Origin of the sequence: Streptomyces sp. NPDC058664, assembly GCF_042716635.1 — a bacterium.
Taxonomy (GTDB): Bacteria; Actinomycetota; Actinomycetes; order Streptomycetales; family Streptomycetaceae; genus Streptomyces.
Window position 1 is genome coordinate 276,273 of the sequence record NZ_JBHXRW010000003.1, and the last position, 16,644, is coordinate 292,916.

The 16,644-nt window shown below is 69.7% G+C and carries 16 protein-coding genes; 7 read left to right on the plus strand and 9 right to left on the minus strand.

The window, feature by feature from the left end; genetic code table 11:
- Positions 1-2 precede the first annotated feature (2 nt).
- The 7 genes from ACFWUY_RS04405 (at position 3) to trxA (ending at position 9,593) form a co-directional block, all read left to right on the plus strand.
- Complete coding sequence (locus ACFWUY_RS04405) at positions 3-2,357, plus strand: DUF6049 family protein (protein WP_384101864.1); 2,355 nt, start codon at positions 3-5, stop codon at positions 2,355-2,357.
- 45 nt (positions 2,358-2,402) lie between these two features.
- Positions 2,403-4,640, plus strand: a complete 2,238-nt coding sequence (gene murJ / locus ACFWUY_RS04410; RefSeq protein ID WP_384101866.1) for a murein biosynthesis integral membrane protein MurJ — start codon at positions 2,403-2,405, stop codon at positions 4,638-4,640.
- A gap of 118 nt (positions 4,641-4,758) precedes the next feature.
- Positions 4,759-6,444, plus strand: a complete 1,686-nt coding sequence (locus ACFWUY_RS04415; protein ID WP_384101868.1) for a protein kinase family protein — start codon at positions 4,759-4,761, stop codon at positions 6,442-6,444.
- A 25-nt stretch (positions 6,445-6,469) separates the two neighbouring features.
- Entirely contained in the window at positions 6,470-7,174 is a 705-nt protein-coding gene (gene sigM / locus ACFWUY_RS04420) for an RNA polymerase sigma factor SigM (protein WP_384101870.1), read from the plus strand.
- Positions 7,171-8,106: a zf-HC2 domain-containing protein gene (locus ACFWUY_RS04425; RefSeq protein ID WP_384101872.1), complete on the plus strand. Its 936-nt coding sequence runs from the start codon at positions 7,171-7,173 to the stop codon at positions 8,104-8,106. The genes sigM and ACFWUY_RS04425 overlap by 4 nt, the downstream gene beginning before the upstream one ends.
- A 139-nt stretch (positions 8,107-8,245) precedes the next feature.
- Positions 8,246-9,211 carry a thioredoxin-disulfide reductase gene (gene trxB, locus ACFWUY_RS04430; RefSeq protein ID WP_384101874.1) on the plus strand — a complete coding sequence of 322 codons (966 nt, stop codon included), beginning with the start codon at positions 8,246-8,248 and terminating at the stop codon, positions 9,209-9,211.
- Between the two features lie 49 nt (positions 9,212-9,260).
- Entirely contained in the window at positions 9,261-9,593 is a 333-nt protein-coding gene (trxA, locus tag ACFWUY_RS04435; protein ID WP_384101876.1) for a thioredoxin, read from the plus strand.
- A 75-nt stretch (positions 9,594-9,668) separates the two neighbouring features.
- Here the strand turns inward: trxA and ACFWUY_RS04440 are convergent, their stop codons facing one another.
- The 9 genes from ACFWUY_RS04440 to rpmH all read right to left on the minus strand — a co-directional run bounded on the left by ACFWUY_RS04440 (position 9,669) and on the right by rpmH (position 16,440).
- A complete protein-coding gene (locus ACFWUY_RS04440; RefSeq protein ID WP_384101878.1) occupies positions 9,669-10,286 on the minus strand; it encodes a GNAT family N-acetyltransferase in 618 nt (205 codons plus the stop codon).
- Positions 10,287-10,445: 159 nt separating this feature from the next.
- A complete protein-coding gene (locus ACFWUY_RS04445) occupies positions 10,446-11,546 on the minus strand; it encodes a ParB/RepB/Spo0J family partition protein (protein WP_384101880.1) in 1,101 nt (366 codons plus the stop codon).
- Positions 11,543-12,634 carry a ParA family protein gene (locus tag ACFWUY_RS04450; protein WP_384101882.1) on the minus strand — a complete coding sequence of 364 codons (1,092 nt, stop codon included), beginning with the start codon at positions 12,632-12,634 and terminating at the stop codon, positions 11,543-11,545. Before ACFWUY_RS04450 ends, ACFWUY_RS04445 begins: the two co-directional genes overlap by 4 nt.
- Positions 12,635-12,872: 238 nt before the next feature.
- Positions 12,873-13,589, minus strand: a complete 717-nt coding sequence (gene rsmG / locus ACFWUY_RS04455; protein WP_384101884.1) for a 16S rRNA (guanine(527)-N(7))-methyltransferase RsmG — start codon at positions 13,587-13,589, stop codon at positions 12,873-12,875.
- Between the two features lie 117 nt (positions 13,590-13,706).
- Positions 13,707-14,219, minus strand: a complete 513-nt coding sequence (locus tag ACFWUY_RS04460; protein ID WP_384101885.1) for a protein jag — start codon at positions 14,217-14,219, stop codon at positions 13,707-13,709.
- Positions 14,220-14,263: 44 nt separating this feature from the next.
- A complete protein-coding gene (yidC, locus tag ACFWUY_RS04465; protein WP_384101887.1) occupies positions 14,264-15,583 on the minus strand; it encodes a membrane protein insertase YidC in 1,320 nt (439 codons plus the stop codon).
- A gap of 3 nt (positions 15,584-15,586) precedes the next feature.
- Entirely contained in the window at positions 15,587-15,913 is a 327-nt protein-coding gene (gene yidD, locus ACFWUY_RS04470) for a membrane protein insertion efficiency factor YidD (RefSeq protein WP_384101889.1), read from the minus strand.
- Positions 15,910-16,281: a ribonuclease P protein component gene (gene rnpA, locus ACFWUY_RS04475; RefSeq protein WP_078623361.1), complete on the minus strand. Its 372-nt coding sequence runs from the start codon at positions 16,279-16,281 to the stop codon at positions 15,910-15,912. Before rnpA ends, yidD begins: the two co-directional genes overlap by 4 nt.
- 21 nt (positions 16,282-16,302) lie before the next feature.
- Positions 16,303-16,440, minus strand: coding sequence for a 50S ribosomal protein L34 (gene rpmH, locus ACFWUY_RS04480; protein WP_006381191.1), 138 nt, complete (start codon positions 16,438-16,440; stop codon positions 16,303-16,305).
- Positions 16,441-16,644 lie beyond the last annotated feature (204 nt).

Consider the following 16,644-nt stretch of genomic DNA (forward strand, 5'->3'; position numbering starts at 1 on the left):
GCGTGGCCGAGGCGGCAGACATCCAGGGAACCGGTCCCTCACCTGCCCGCCGATGGCTGCGGCGCACGATCACCGTCGCCTTCGGGGCACCGCTCCTCGCCGGGCTGCTCCAGGCTCCGGCCGCGTCCTCCCCGGCCGTCGCCGCGGCCGAGGAGGCTCCCGCCTCGAAGACCGTCGATGTGTCTCTCGACACTCTGTCCCCGAGTGCGCCCGTCGACGGCGACACCGTCACGGTCACCGGGACGGTGACCAACCGGGGGAAGAAGACCGTCACCGACGCGACCGTGGACCTGCGCGTCGGGCCCCGGATGACGAGCCGCAGCGAGATCGAGCAGGTCACCGGGCGCACCGGCTACCGGAGCGACAGCGATCCGGCCCCCCTCGAGGACGCCCCCACCGTCGCCATCCCCCGGCTGGGCGCCGGCCTGAGTGCGGAGTTCTCCCTCTCCGTGCCGGTCTCCGAGCTCGGACTCGACGAGGCGGGCGTCTACCAGCTGGGCGTCTCCCTCACCGGACAGACCTCGGACCGGCGCTACGACCGGGTGCTCGGCATCGAGCGGACCTTCGTGCCGTACCAGCCCGAGGCCACCAAGAAGAAGACCCAGCTCACCTATCTGTGGCCGCTGATCTCCTCGGCGCACGTCTCGGCGGAGACGGCCACGGACGATCAGCAGACCCCGGTCTTCGAGGACGACGCCCTGGCGGCCGAGCTGAAGCCGGGCGGGCGGCTCGACCAGCTCGTCTCGCTCGGGAAGGACCTCCCGGTCACCTGGGTGCTCGACCCTGACCTGCTGGCGTCCGTCGACGCCATGGCGAACGGGTACCGCGTCAAGGACGGCACCCTGCACGTCCCCGGCAAGAACCAGGCCGTCGCCGAGCGCTGGCTGAACGCGCTGGAGACGGCGGTGCAGGGTGCCAAGGTCGTCGCCCTTCCCTTCGCGGACCCCGACCTCGCCTCTCTGGCCCACCGCGGCAAGGACGTGCCCGGCTCGCTGGGGCACCTCCAGTCGGCGACCGCCCTCGCCGGGGGCACGGTGGAGACCATCCTCCACGTCCAGCCCTCCACCGACTTCGCCTGGCCCGCCGACGGAGCCGTCGACCCCTCGATCCTGGCGGTGGCGACCTCGGCCGGCGCCGACAAGGTGATCGCCCGCAGCGACAGCGTCCGCGACGACCTCCCGTACACGCCCACGGCGGCCCGTCCCTTCGGCGACGGCAGCACGACGGCCGTGGTGAGCGACGCGCTCCTGTCCACCGCGTTCGAGGGGGACATGGTCCGCGCGGAGAAGTCCACGCTCGCGGTCCAGGAGTTCCTCGCCCAGTCCCTCGCGATCACCCTGGAGCAGCCGGAGGACCAGCGCAGCATCGTGGTCGCCCCCCAGCGGGTGCCCACCGTCGCCCAGGCGCAGACCATGGCGACCGCCCTGCACGGCCTGTCCGGCCGGCGCTGGAGCCAGCCGGTCGACCTGCTGGCGGCCGCCGCGGCCAAGCCGGATCCGGACGCGTCCACCGCGGTGCCCGGCAGCTCCCGGTACCCGAAGAAGCTGCGTGACCGGGAGCTGCCCGTCCAGGCCTTCCGGGACATGAAGACCACTCGCGACGAGCTGGACGACTTCAAGGTCGTCCTGACCTTGCCGGACCGGGTGGTGACCCCGTTCGGCAACGCGATCAACCGTGAGATGTCGACCTCCTGGCGCGGACAGGCCAGAACGGCCGCCATCTACCGGGGCAACGTCCTGGAGTATCTGCAGACCCTCACCGAGGGCGTCCAGCTGGTCGACAAGTCGGACCTCGTGCTGTCCGGCCGCAGCGCGACGATCCCCGTGACCGTCCAGAACCAGTTGCTGCAGGACGTCCATCTGGTGCTGCGGCTCACCTCCAGCAACAAGAACCGGTTGCAGCTGAACGGCGACGGGATCGCCGAACTGCCCGTGAAGGTCAGCGGTGGACACAGCCAGTCGGTGAAGTTCAACGCGTCGGCGAACGTCAACGGCCAGGTGCCGATGACGGCCCAGCTCTACACGGACGACGGCACCCCGTACGGACAGCCGATGACCTTCAACGTGAAGGTCTCCGAGATCACCGCCACGGTGATGCTCGTGATCGCCGGCGGCGTCCTCCTCCTCGTCCTGGCCGGCGTACGGATGTACAGCCAGCGCAAGCGGGTGGCCGCACGGAACGCCGAGGCCGAGGCCTCGCCGGACGGGACCGGGACGGAGGCCGAGACGGACACGGAGGCGGAGGCATCGCCGTCGGAGACCGACCGGGACGTTCCCGAGCAGCCGAGTGACCCGACACCGGACACCGGGCCCGAAAGCGGCGACCCGTCGGGCACGGGTGAGAAAGTGGACCGTTGAGCGATGTCGTGGCCGGTCGGCCGGGGACGATGAGGTGGGGTAACCATGAACGCGCCGTACGACGGTGACCGCGGCCAGGACGCGGGCGGCACCGTGCCGTCCGGTGGGACGCCCGCGGTGCCTCCCGGTTCCGGCTACCCGCCGGTCCCGCCCCCGCACCAGGGCGCCCCTAACCGGCAGGGAGAGGACCCCTACGCGCAGGCCGTCCACCCGCAGAACCCGTACGTCCAGGACCCCTACGTCCAGGACGCCTTCACCCACGATCCCTACCGGGCCCAGGACCTCTCCGCGCAGGACCCGGTGAACGAGGCGCTCTACGACCGCGCCGCGCATCCGCCGCCCCCGCCCGGCACCTACCAGGAGCCGCAGCCGCTCTACCAGCAGCCTGCCGCGCCCCCGTACGCTCCCGACCCCCGGCTGTGGGCACAGACCCCGGCGCCGGAGCCCGACGGCACCTCACGCCACCTGCCGTACGGCGACGACGCGCGCACGGTCCAGTTCACCGGCGTCGACGACCTGGTCACCCGGGCCGGCGAGGAACAGCCCGAGCCGGACGCCTTCGCCCACCTCTACCGGGACCAGCAGATGCCCGGCCAGGTACCGCCACCCGCTCCGGAACCGGACCCCATGCCCGCCCCCGCTCCCAAGAAGTCCGGCCGTGCCTCCGGGCTGCTGAAGTCGAGCGCGGTGATGGCGGCCGGCACCCTGGTCTCCCGGCTCACCGGTTTCGTCCGCAGCCTGGTGATCACCGGAGCGCTCGGCGCGGCCCTGCTCGGCGACACCTTCACCATCGCCTACACCCTGCCGACGATGATCTACATCCTCACCGTCGGCGGTGGCCTCAACTCGGTCTTCGTCCCGCAGCTCGTCCGCTCGATGAAGAACGACGAGGACGGCGGCGAGGCCTACGCCAACCGGCTGCTCACCCTGGTCATGGTGGCGCTCGGCGCGATCGTGGTTCTCGCCGTCTTCGCGGCGCCGCTGCTCATCCGGCTGATGTCGAACACCATCGCCGACGACGCCGCCGCCAACAGCGTGGCCGTGACCTTCGCCCGCTACTGCCTCCCCACGATCTTCTTCATGGGCGTGCACGTGGTGATGGGTCAGATCCTCAACGCACGAGGCAAGTTCGGCGCGATGATGTGGACCCCGGTCCTCAACAACATCGTCATGATCGTCACCTTCGGCCTGTTCATCTGGGTCTACGGCACCTCCGCCGAGTCCCACATGGGTGTGCAGACCATCCCGGACGACGGCATCCGCCTCCTCGGCATCGGCACCCTGCTCGGGCTCGTCGTCCAGGCCCTCGCGATGATCCCGTACCTCCGTGAGACGGGCTTCCGCTTCCGGCCCCGCTTCGACTGGAAGGGCCACGGGCTCGGCAAGACCGTCAAGCTCGCCAAGTGGACCGTCCTCTTCGTCCTCGCCAACCAGGCGGGCGTCCTGGTCGTCACCCAGCTCGCCACGGCCGCCGGTGAGGAGTCCGGGAAGAACGGCGCCGGCTTCCTCGCGTACTCGAACGCCCAGCTGATCTGGGGCATGCCGCAAGCCATCATCACCGTCTCCGTCATGGCCGCGCTGCTGCCGCGGATCTCCCGCGCCGCCCACGACAACGACCCCGGCGCCGTTCGGGACGACATCTCGCAGGGGCTGCGCAACTCGGCCGTCGCGATCGTCCCGGTCTCCTTCGCCTTCCTCGCGCTCGGCGTCCCGATGTGCACCCTGCTGTACGCCTCCAGCGGCCTCGAGGCCGCCCAGGGCATGGGCTTCATCCTGATGGCCTTCGGCCTCGGCCTGATCCCCTACTCCGTCCAGTACGTCGTGCTCCGCGGCTTCTACGCCTACGAGGACACCCGGACGCCCTTCTACAACACGGTCATCGTGGCCGCCGTCAACGCGGTGGCCTCCGCGATCTGTTACGTCGTCCTGCCCGCCCAGTGGGCCGTCGTCGGCATGGCCGCCTCGTACGGGCTCGCCTACGCCGTCGGCGTCGGCATCGCGTGGCGGCGCCTCCGCAACCGCCTCGGCGGCGACCTGGACGGCACCCAGGTGATGCGGACCTACGCGCGCCTCTGCATGGCCTCCGTGCCCGCCGCGATCGTCTCCGGCGCCGTCGGTTTCGGTCTGCTGAAGCTCCTGGGCGAGGGCGCGTTGGGTTCGCTCGTCGCCCTGCTCGTCGGCGGAGCGGCGCTCGGCGGCGTCTTCTTCGTCGCGGCCAAGCGCATGCGGATCGCGGAGCTGAACACCCTGGTCGGCATGGTGCGCGGACGTCTGGGACGCTGAACCCGCGAGTCCCGCACAACCATCGAGGGGAACCGCGTGTCGTGCATAGCGTCCGACTGTGGGCACAATTGGCTTGGCTGTTGGATGTGGCGCAACGGATGGGGAGGCAGGAACGACGGTGGCGGAACGTAGCACGGCTGCCGTCGACGTGGCCGACAACAGCGGTGACGACCCGCTGACCGCCAAGGCGGGCACGGCCGCGACCGACGGGGTGGCGGAAAAGCAGAAGACGGCGGAGCAGAGCGCCGAGGCCACGGAGAAGAAGGCGGTCGAACGACAGAGCGGCGAGCAGCCCTCCATCACGGCTCCCGAGCTGCACAGCGGCCACAAGCTGGCCAGGCGTTACCGGCTGGAGGAGTGCGTCACCCGGCTGGACGGCTTCAGCAGCTGGCGTGCCGTCGACGAGAAGCTGCGGCGTGCCGTCGGGGTGCACCTGCTGCCCGCCGACCACCCCCGGGCCCGCTCGGTCCTGGCCGCGGCCCGCTCCTCGGCCCTCCTCGGCGACCCTCGCTTCGTCCAGGTCCTCGACGCCGTCGAGGAGAACGACCTCGTGTACGTGGTGCACGAGTGGCTGCCCGACTCCACCGAGCTGACCGCGCTGCTCGCGGCCGGCCCGCTGGAACCCCACGACGCCTACCAGCTCGTCAGCCAGGTCTCCCAGGCCATGGCCGCCGCCCACCGCGAAGGTCTCGCCCACCTCCGGCTCACGCCGAGCGCCGTCCTGCGCAGCTCCACCGGTCAGTACCGGATCCGTGGTCTGGCCGTGAACGCGGCCCTGCGCGGCATCACCGCCGACCGCCCGCAGCGCAGTGACACCGAGGCCATCGGAGCGCTCCTGTACGCCGCGCTCACCCAGCGCTGGCCGTACGACAGCGATGCCTACGGACTCTCCGGCCTTCCCAAGGGCGTCGGGCTGCTTCCCCCCGACCAGGTCCGCGCAGGTGTCCATCGGGGCCTCTCCGAGATCGCCATGCGCGCCCTGGTCAACGACGGGGCCACCGCCTCGCGCCAGGAGCCGCCCTGCACCACCCCGGACGAGCTGGCCAAGGCCGTGGCGGCGATGCCCCGCGTGAGGCCGCCGGAGCCGGAGTACGCCACACCGCCCGAGTACCAGCGCACGACCTACCAGCAGGGCACGTACGGCCGCCCCCAGCAGCGCCCTGTCACCACCCAGCCGGTGGTCGTCCCGCCGCCCCCGCTCCAGAGCCGCACCGGCACGGCACTGAAGTGGGCCGTCTCCGCCCTCCTCATCGCCGCCCTCGGACTGGGCAGCTGGCAGATCGCGGACCGCCTCCTCGCTGACAAGACCCCCACCAAGACGCCGGTGACGACGCCGACGGCCGACGAGAAGCCGCCGCCGCCCAAGCCGATCGCCATCGAGTCCGCCACCGACTTCGACCCCCTGGGCAACGGTGCGGAGAACGGCCAGGTCATAGAGAACGCCTACGACGGCGATCCCAGCACCTCCTGGCACACCGTGAAATACGAGAGCGCCGAACTCGGCAACCTGAAGTCCGGTGTGGGACTCGTGCTCGACCTGGGCAAGGCCCAGGAGATCAGCTCGGTCGAGCTGTCGTTCACGGGTCACACCTCGGTGCAGCTGCGCACCGCGCCCTCCGACGCCTCATCGGCGCCCTACACACCCGACGGGTTCACGACCCAGACCTCCGGAGACGGCACCGACGTCCCCCTCAAGCTCACCAAACCCGTCACGACCCGCTACCTTCTGGTCTGGCTCACGAAACTGCCCGCAGCTGACGGCGGTTTCCGCGGCAGGCTGACCGAGATCAAGGTCATGGGCTGACCACCGCACGGGAGGGGGCTCACCGTTGGACGATCCGATAGACGAGGCCACAGGCGACCAGGAACTCTTGGCACGTCATGTCGCCGGGGACCCGGACGCCTTCGGTGAGCTCGTACGGCGGCATCGCGACCGACTGTGGGCGGTGGCCCTGCGGACCCTGGGGGACCGCGAGGAGGCCGCCGACGCCGTTCAGGACGCCCTGATCTCGGCTTTCCGGGCCGCGCACACCTTCCGGGGCCAGTCGGCCGTCACCACCTGGCTGCACCGCATCACGGTCAACGCCTGTCTCGACCGCGCCCGGAAGACCGCCTCCCGCAGGACCTCGCCCGTCGACGACACCGACCGGTTCGAGCAGCTCCTCGAACCCCACGAGTCGGCCGAGGCCCCCGTGGAACGGCAGGACGTCCACCGCGAAGTCCTTGCCGCGCTCGCCGCGATCCCCGCCGACCAGCGCGCCGCCCTCGTCCTGGTGGACATGCAGGGTTACCCGGTCGCGGAGGCGGCCCGTATCCTCGGCGTTCCCACCGGCACCGTGAAGAGCCGCTGCGCGCGCGGGCGGGCACGGCTGCTTCCGATGGTCACTCATCTGCGTGTCGACACCGTGGGTAACGACGCCCTCGATGGGGGAAGGAACCGGACGCCGGGGACATCCGTCCCACCGGTGCCGGGGCCGACGGGTACCGGACCGACTGATCCAGCTGCTGTGAAGGGCGGAGGTGGGCGCGCGTGACTTCCACGACCGGCAAGGCCGACACAACACAGCACCCGGACGTCTCGGAGATCTCCGATCTGACCGAGGGGCTGCTCTCACCGAGCCGCGCCGCCGCCGTACGCCGCCATCTGGACGACTGTCCGCTCTGCGCCGATGTACGGACCTCCCTGGAGGAGATCCGCGGGCTCCTGGGCACCCTGCCCGGGCCGCCCCGCATGCCCGCCGAGATCGCCGGCCGCATCGATGCCGCCCTCGCCGCCGAGGCCCTCCTCAACGCCACCGGGCCGGAGAGCGACACCCCCGTTTCACGTGAAACATCCCGCGCCCCGTCCAAGACGGCTCCCTCCCCGTCGCGTGTCCCCGTCGCGGACCGCCCTGGTGGCCGCGCCGGCGCGGCCACCGGCCCCGGCCGGGCCGGCAGGCCCCGCCGCCGGATCGCCCTGCTCTCCACGCTCGGCGCTGCCTTCGGTGCCGTGGTCCTGGGAACGAGCCTGTACCTCAGCCAGGCGAGCAACCCGGACCAGGGAAGTACGGCGGCGGACACCACGAAGGCCGACGTCGCGGCCGGGGCGACTCTGAGCCCCTTCTCCGGCACTCCGGTCGAGGAGCGGGCGCACGCGCTGCTGGCCGAGGAGGGCTCCGCCCCGACGCCTCGGGGCATCGGGCCCGAGTCCATGTCCGCCGAGGCGGATACTCCGCCTCCCCAGCGGAACAGGGACACCGCCGTCCCCGCCTGTGTCCTGGCCGGCACCGGCCGCACCGACGCGGTGCTCGGCCACGAGCGGGGCGAGTACCAGGGGAAGCCCGCCTATCTGCTCGTGCTGCCGGACCCTGCGGACAGCACCCGGATCCAGGCCTATGTGCTCGACGCCTCCTGCGCGGACCGGACCACGGAGAGCGGAAGCCCGGCCGCCGAACTCCTCGTCAGCCAGACCTTCCCCCGCTCCTGACCTCTCTCCCCGTCCGGCAACGGTGCCGTGCGGCGGTCTCGGGAATGTACGCCCCTTAGGATCCGTTGGGTGGGGTGAGAGCGACCGAGACAAGCGCCCCCGTAGGCAGTGGCAGTCTGCAGAGACGAGGAAGAAATCCGTGAGCGACGTCCGTAATGTGATCATCATTGGCTCCGGGCCCGCGGGTTACACCGCTGCGCTCTACACCGCCCGGGCGTCGCTGAACCCCCTGGTCTTCGAAGGCGCCGTCACCGCGGGCGGCGCTCTGATGAACACGACCGAGGTCGAGAACTTCCCCGGCTTCCGTGACGGCATCATGGGTCCGGACCTGATGGACAACATGCGGGCCCAGGCCGAGCGTTTCGGCGCCGAGCTGGTCCCCGACGACGTCATCGCCGTGGACCTGACCGGTGACATCAAGACCGTCACCGACACCGCCGGCACCGTGCACCGCGCCAAGGCCGTCATCGTCACCACCGGCTCCCAGCACCGCAAGCTCGGCCTGCCGAACGAGGACGTGCTCTCCGGCCGCGGTGTCTCCTGGTGCGCCACCTGCGACGGCTTCTTCTTCAAGGACCAGGACATCGCCGTCGTCGGCGGCGGCGACACCGCGATCGAAGAGGCCACCTTCCTCTCGCGCTTCGCCAAGACCGTCACCATCGTCCACCGCCGCGACACCCTGCGTGCCTCGAAGGCCATGCAGGAGCGCGCCTTCGCCGACCCGAAGATCTCCTTCGCCTGGGACAGCGAGGTCACCGAGATCCACGGCGAGCAGAAGCTCAGCGGTGTGACCCTGCGCGACACCAAGACGGGCGAGACCCGCCTGCTTCCCGTCACCGGCCTCTTCATCGCCGTGGGCCACGACCCGCGGACGGAGCTCTTCAAGGGCCAGCTGGACCTCGACGAGGAGGGCTACCTCAAGGTGGCCGCCCCGTCGACGCGCACGAACCTCACCGGTGTCTTCGGTGCCGGCGACGTCGTCGACCACACCTACCGCCAGGCCATCACGGCCGCCGGTACCGGCTGCTCCGCCGCGCTGGACGCCGAGCGCTTCCTGGCCGCCCTCGCCGACAGCGAGAAGCTGGCCGAGACCCCCGCGGTCTGACCCCGTCTCCCCCCACCCACCTACACCCCGCGAGATCAAGGAGGCCGCTGTGGCCCTGAAGATTGTGACCGACGCTTCCTTCGAAGAAGACGTCCTCAAGAGCGACAAGCCCGTTCTGGTGGACTTCTGGGCCGAGTGGTGCGGCCCGTGCCGCCAGATCGCCCCGTCGCTCGAGGCCATCGCCGCCGAGCACGGCGAGATCGAGATCGTAAAGCTCAACATCGACCAGAACCCGGCCACGGCTGCCAAGTACGGCGTCATGTCCATCCCGACGCTGAACGTCTACCAGGGCGGCGAGGTCGTGAAGACGATCGTCGGTGCCAAGCCCAAGGCCGCCATCCTGCGCGACCTCGCGGACTTCGTCGAGCCGTCCAAGGCCTGACGCTCCCGCGTTGTTTCACGTGAAACACAGACGGCCCGCCCCCAGTAGGGGGCGGGCCGTCCTCGTGTCCTTGCCCTAGAGCGGCCGCAGGACAGGCTCCTTCTGTACGGCGCCGAGAAGCCGGTCCAGGGCCATCTCGACGTCCTCCTTCCAGGAGAGCGTCGTCCGGAGCTCCAGTCTCAGCCGGGGGAAGGCCGGATGCGGACGCACGGTCTTGAAGCCCACCGCCAGCAGATGATCGGCCGGCAGCACACAGGCCGGCTCCTTCCAGCGTGCGTCTCCGAAGGCCTCGATGGCCTTGAAGCCCCTCCGCAGCAGATCCTTGGCCACGGTCTGCACCATCACCCGGCCCAGCCCCTGTCCCTGGTAGCCGGGCATGATCCAGGCCGTGATCAGCTGCGCGGCATCGGCGGCCACGGGGCTTGTCGGAAAGGCCGTCGAGCGCGGTACATAGGCCGGGGGAGCGTAGAGGACGTAGCCGACCGGCACCTCGTCGACATAGACGACCCGGCCGCAGGATCCCCAGTCCAGCAGAACGCCCGAGATCCAGGCTTCCTTCTCCAGCTCCGGGCGCCCGGCCTTCACCGCGGCCTCTCCGCTGACCGGGTCGAGCTCCCAGAAGACGCAGGAGCGACACCGCTTGGGCAGGTCCGGAAGGTTGTCCAGTGTGAGCGGTACGAGCCGACGCCCCACGGCCGCTCCCCATTTCCTCGCCATCGCGTACGGATTCGCCTCTTGGAATCGTATCGATCGGGCGATCGGGAAGACACCGTTCACAGGCAAAGGGCGGGCCGCGTTCCGGTGAAGACCGGAGCACGGCCCGCCCTCGGCGGCCTCAGGGAGCGGAAAGGATCAGCTCTCCGCGTCCTGCTCGGCGTTCTTCTGGTCCATGACCCGTCCCTCGCCGGGAGCCAGGGTCGAGAGGATCCGCTCCAGATCCTCCATCGAGGCGAACTCGACGACGATCTTGCCCTTCTTCTGCCCCAGGTCGACCTTCACCCGGGTCTCGAAGCGGTCCGAGAGCCGGGAGGCGAGGTCTGTGAGCGCGGGCGAGACACGGCCGCCTGCGCGCGGTCCCTTCGGCTTGATCGTACCGACGGGCTCCTCGGAGCCCATAAGGCTCACGATCTCCTCGACGGAGCGCACCGAGAGTCCTTCGGAGACGATCCGGTGGGCGAGCTTGTCCTGGGACTCCGGGTCCTCCACACCGAGCAGGGCCCGCGCGTGACCGGCGGACAGCACTCCTGCGGCAACCCTCCGCTGCACCGGCGGCGAGAGCCGCAGAAGACGCAGCGTGTTGGAGATCTGCGGGCGGGAACGCCCGATCCGCTCCGCGAGCTGGTCATGGGTGCAGCCGAAGTCCTTGAGCAACTGCTCGTACGCGTGAGCCTCTTCGATCGCGTTCAGCTGGGCACGGTGAAGGTTCTCCAGGAGGGCGTCCAGGAGCATCTTCTCGTCATCGGTGTCCCGGACGATCGCCGGAATCCGCTCCAGACCTGCCGTCCTGGACGCCCGCAGCCGGCGCTCACCCATGACGAGCTCATAGCGCTCGTCATCGACCTTGCGTACGACCACGGGCTGGAGCAGACCCACCTCCTTGATGGAGATGACGAGCTCCGCCAGGGCGTCCTCGTCGAAGATCTCACGCGGCTGGTGCCGGTTGGGAACGATCGCGTCGAGCGGAAGCTCGGTGAAGTAGGCCCCGGCCGGCGGCTCCGGCCGGACCACGGACTCGGCTTCGTTCCACGACAGCATGGACTCCGGGGACTGCGCGCTCTGCGGAAGCGTCGCCAGCTTGGCGGCGGCCACCCCTCGGTCCGACGACAGAGCGGTGGGCACACCGGGAGAGGTCACGCCCGCCCCGACACCGGCCGCCGGCGCCTGCCGTTCCTGGGGAGCAGCGGGGATCAGCGCACCGAGCCCACGCCCCAATCCCCTACGTCGCTCACTCACTGGATCCCCTCCGACATGCTGCGCTGATGGTTCAGGTGCCCCATAGGGGCGTGCCCCACAGGGGCGTGCTGCGGGTCATAGTGCACGGCTGCCCCCCGCAGGGCGATCTCACGGGCCGCTTCGAGATAGGACAGGGCGCCGCTGGAGCCCGGGTCGTAGGTGAGGACCGTCTGCCCGTAGCTCGGGGCCTCCGAGATCCGGACGGACCTCGGGATGCTGGTCCGCAGCACCTCCTCGGCGAAGTGGGTGCGCACCTCGTCGGCGACCTGGGAGGCGAGCCTCGTTCTGCCGTCGTACATGGTGAGCAGGATCGTCGAGACGTGGAGCGCGGGGTTGAGGTGTCCCCTCACCAGATCGACGTTCCGCAGGAGCTGCCCGAGGCCCTCCAACGCGTAGTACTCGCACTGGATGGGGATCAGCACCTCGGCTCCGGCCACCATGGCGTTGACCGTGAGGAGACCGAGCGAGGGCGGGCAGTCGATCAGGATGTAGTCGAGCGGCTGCTCGTAGGCCTGGATCGCCCGCTGCAGGCGGCTCTCACGGGCCACCAGCGACACCAGTTCGATCTCCGCGCCGGCGAGGTCGATGGTGGCCGGGGCGCAGAAGAGGCCTTCGACGTCCATGACGGGCTGCACCACATCGGAGAGCGGCTTGCTGTCCACCAGAACGTCGTAGATCGAGGGGACCTCGGCGTGGTGGTCGATACCCAGCGCCGTAGAAGCATTGCCCTGGGGGTCCAGGTCGATGACCAGGACCCGGGCGCCGTGGAGGGCGAGGGACGCGGCAAGGTTGACCGTCGTGGTCGTCTTGCCCACGCCGCCCTTCTGATTGGCGACCACCATCACACGAGTCTGCGCCGGGCGGGGAAGTCCCTCACCGGCACGACCCAAGGCTTCTACTGCCAGCTGGGCAGCACGACCAATGGGGGTGTCGTCCATCGGGGGCGGTGTTTCACGTGAAACATCCTCCCCCGCCGATTCGGTTCGGGGACCGGGGACCGGATCGGTCATCGGTCCCGCGATGTTGGCGTCGGACCGCAAGGATTCACTCTCCTCGGCTTCAGGCTCGCGATGGGGAGAGCCTGCCATGCTTTCGGGGTCACGAACCAGCGAGGTCGGTGGTTCTGTGGGTGAATCCACCTCTGTGGACATCTCCGTAACCCTCGCGGGTGGCTTCACACGGGGTCGACGGTCCCGGGGCGTGGCAGCCGCGCGACCACGGCTGATGATCCCCTGCAGCAGTGAGCGATGTTTCACGTGAAACACCATGCCCCTGCTGCCAGGCACCAGGACCGCTCGACACTCCGAAATGGTACGTATGCGACGCTCAGCGGCGTCGGCGGGTCTTGCTCGTGCGGGCGGCCTTGGCTCGCTTGGCCGCGAACCGCACGCCACCCGGGCTCTCGCCGACCTCCACACGGACGACCGTGGACAACGGATCGACGATCCCCTCGCCCACCTGCAGCACCGAGGTCTCCACCACACCGAGCCGGGCGAGCGCGGCGCGCGCGCCGTTGATCTCCTCCTCAGCGGTGTCCCCCTTGAGAGCCAGCATCTCCCCGTACGGGCGCAGCAGGGGGACGCCCCAGCCGGCCAGTCGGTCGAGGGGAGCCACCGCACGAGCGGTCACCACGTGCACCGGAGTGATCTTGCCGAGCATCTCCTCGGCGCGCCCTCGGACCACGGTCACATGGTCGAGGCCGAGCAGCTCGACGACCTCCTGGAGGAAGTTCGTCCGACGAAGGAGCGGTTCCAGGAGCGTGATCTTCAGATCGGGCCGGACCAGGGCCAGGGGGATGCCGGGAAGGCCGGCGCCCGAGCCCACGTCGCAGACGGTGACACCCTCGGGAACGACCTCCGAGAGGACAGCGCAGTTCAGCAGGTGGCGCTCCCACAGCCGCGGAACCTCCCGCGGGCCGATCAGGCCGCGCTTCACACCCGCGTCCGCGAGGAGCTCCGCGTACCGCACGGCCTCCGGGAAGTACTCACCGAAGACTGTCCGCGCCTGCTCCGGAGCCTCGGGGAGCTCCGCTGCCTCCGTCACGGGAACCGTCCTTCCGTACCGCACGCTTCGCGTGCGAGCGCACTGTGGTAGCTGACTATCGGGCTGACAAAGATCGGCCCCGCCTGTGAACAGACGGGGCCGACACTACGTGAGGGTTCAGGCCGGGAGCACGACGACGAAGCGCTGGGGCTCCTCGCCCTCGGACTCGCTGCGCAGACCGGCGGCGGCGATCGCGTCGTGCACGACCTTGCGCTCGAACGGCGTCATCGGGTCCAGCTTGACCGGCTGACCGGTGGACTTCACCTCGACCGCGGCCTTGGCGCCCAGCTCGGCGAGCTCGGTGCGCTTCTTGGCACGGAAGCCGGCGATGTCGAGCATCAGACGGCTGCGGTCACCGGTCTCCCGGTTGACGGCCAGGCGGGTCAGCTCCTGGAGCGCCTCCAGGACCTCACCGTCGCGGCCCACGAGCTTCTGCAGCTCACGGCTGCTGGAGTCGCTGATGATCGAGACCGCGGCCCGGTCGGCCTCGACGTCCATGTCGATGTCGCCGTCGAGATCGGCGATGTCGAGCAGGCCCTCGAGGTAGTCGGCCGCGATCTCACCCTCCTGCTCCAGGCGGGTCAGGGTGTCGCCACCCTCGGCGGCGGCGGAGGTGGTGCCTTCCGTCACGGATGGACTCCTTCTTACTTCGGCGAGGCTCGGAGGCTCGGGGCTTACTTCTTGGAGGACGGGTGCTTGGGCCGCTGCTGGCCCTTGCGCTGACCGGACTTGCCCTGGCGGGAGCCCCCGGAGTTGGCACGGCTCGGACGCGCGGGCTTGTCGCCCGCCTCGTCCTTCGGCTCGTCCTTCGCGGTGGTCTTGGCCGGGCCCTGGGGCTTCTTCTCGAGCGAGGTGGTCGCCGCTTCGGCAGCCGGCTCGGAGATTTCCCCGGTGTCCTTCACCGCGGCCTGCTGGGCGGCGGACTGGCGCTGGGCCTTGGTCTGGCGCTTGGGCTGCTGACGCCTGGCGGCGGCACCGCCCTCGGCCTCGGCCTCGATCGTGTCGCTCTTGATGACGGTGCCGTCGGCCTGGGCGGCGAACCCGGCCTTGGTCAGACCCGAGAAGAAGCGGCGCTCGTTCTCGTTCCGGTCGCTGGTGGCCTTGGCGACGATCAGCTTCACGACGGTCTTCCGGCGGCGGCCGCGGACCTCGCCGTGGGTCGTGATGCTCTTCAGGAGACGCTGGAGGTAGGAGTCCTGCGCCTTGCTGCCCGGGGTCGGGTTCTGGTTGATCACGTACATCTGCTGACCCATGGTCCACAGGTTGGTGGTCAGCCAGTAGACGAGGACACCGACGGGGAAGTTGATGCCCATGACGGCGAAGATCACCGGGAAGATGTACATGAGCATCTTCTGCTGCTGCATGTACGGGGTCTTCACCGAGAGGTCGACGTTCTTCATCATCAGCTGGCGCTGGGTGAAGAACTGCGAGGCCGACATCAGGACGATCATGATCGCGGTGACGATGCGGACCGAGGTGATCGAGGCGTCGAGCGCGGCGACGTCGGCGGCGCTGTCCGTGAACTTCGAGGCGATCGGGGCACCGAAGATGTGGGCCTGCCGGGCGCTGTCGACCAGCGCCTGGTTCATCGCGCCGACCTTGTCGCCCTCGGCGATGTTGGACAGCACGTGGTACAGGGCGAAGAAGAACGGCGACTGCGCCAGGATGGGAAGGCACGAGGAGAGCGGGTTGGTACCCGTCTCCTTGTACAGCTTCATCATCTCTTCGGACTGACGCTGCTTGTCGCTCTTGTAGCGCTCCTGGATCGCCTTCATCTTCGGCTGGAGCGCCTGCATGTTCCGCGTCGACTTGATCTGCTTGACGAACAGCGGGATCAGACAGATACGGATCAGCACCACGAGGGACACGATGGACAGGCCCCAGGCCCAGCCCGTGTCAGGGCCGAAGACCGCCCCGTACACCTTGTGGAACTGGACGATGACCCAGGAAACGGGCCAGGTGATGAAGCTGAACAGACTGGCAATCGTGTCCACTAATCAGGCTCCTTGAGCATTGGGCGAGGTCTCTGCGGCCGGGCTCGTCTCGGCGGTGGACCCGCCCTTGTCGCCGCGCAGCGCGTTCCTCAGCATTTCGTGCCAGCGGGGGCGCTTACGCGGGGGGACGTGGTCCACACCGCCGGGCGACCACGGGTTGCACCGCAGGATGCGCCAGACGGTCAGGGCCGTGCCCTTGATCGCGCCATGCCGGTCGATGGCCGTGAATCCGTAGTGGGAACACGACGGGTAGTACCGGCAGACGGGGCCCAGGAGCGGGCTGATCGTCCACTGGTACAGCTTGATGAGAGCCAGCAGCGGGTACTTCATCGCGCGCCCCCTCCCAGCAGCCGCTGAAGAGCGGCGTCCAGGTCTCGGGCCAGCTGTGCGTGGTCGGCGTCGCCGGCTCCGGGCAACGCCCGTACGACCACCAGGCTACCGGGGGGCAGCTCGGAGAGTCGGTCGCGGACGAGATGGCGCAGACGTCGCTTCACCTGGTTGCGTACGACCGCACCGCCCACGGCCTTGCTCACGACGAAACCCGCACGCGTCGGGGGAGCGCTCTCCCCAGGCGCGTGCGGGTCCGTTGCACCGCTGCGTAGGTGGACGACGAGGAGCGGGCGACCGGCCCGGCGACCTCGGCGTACCGCGGTTGCGAAGTCCTCGCGCCGCCTCAGCCGATTCTCGGTAGGCAGCACGTCATGACCTGTTTAAGTGGATCAGGCGGACAGGCTCGCGCGACCCTTGCCACGGCGGTTCGCCAGGATGGCGCGGCCGGCACGCGTGCGCATGCGCAGGCGGAAGCCGTGGGTCTTCGCGCGACGACGGTTGTTCGGCTGGAAGGTGCGCTTGCTCACTCGGGGGCTCCAGAAATGATTCGTAGATGGCGGGACATCGCCTGGCTGTCACCGTGCGCCCACGAGTAGCTCGCAATACGCCCGAGTGCACCGCTAAACGATCACAGACCGTGATCTTTGCCCATCGGAGGCAGGCGGCAGCAGCCATCGACAACTCGACCTGGTTACGGTACGCGCGGCTACGCCATCCGGTCAAACCGACCT

What these genes read in the sequence shown, in the direction of transcription:
- ACFWUY_RS04450 (WP_384101882.1), bottom strand. Translation starts at nt 12,634, where the DNA reads ATGGCAGGCTCTCCCCATCGCGAGCCTGAAGCCGAGGAGAGTGAATCC.
- murJ (WP_384101866.1), top strand. Translation starts at nt 2,403, where the DNA reads ATGAACGCGCCGTACGACGGTGACCGCGGCCAGGACGCGGGCGGCACC.
- yidD (WP_384101889.1), bottom strand. Translation starts at nt 15,913, where the DNA reads ATGAAGTACCCGCTGCTGGCTCTCATCAAGCTGTACCAGTGGACGATC.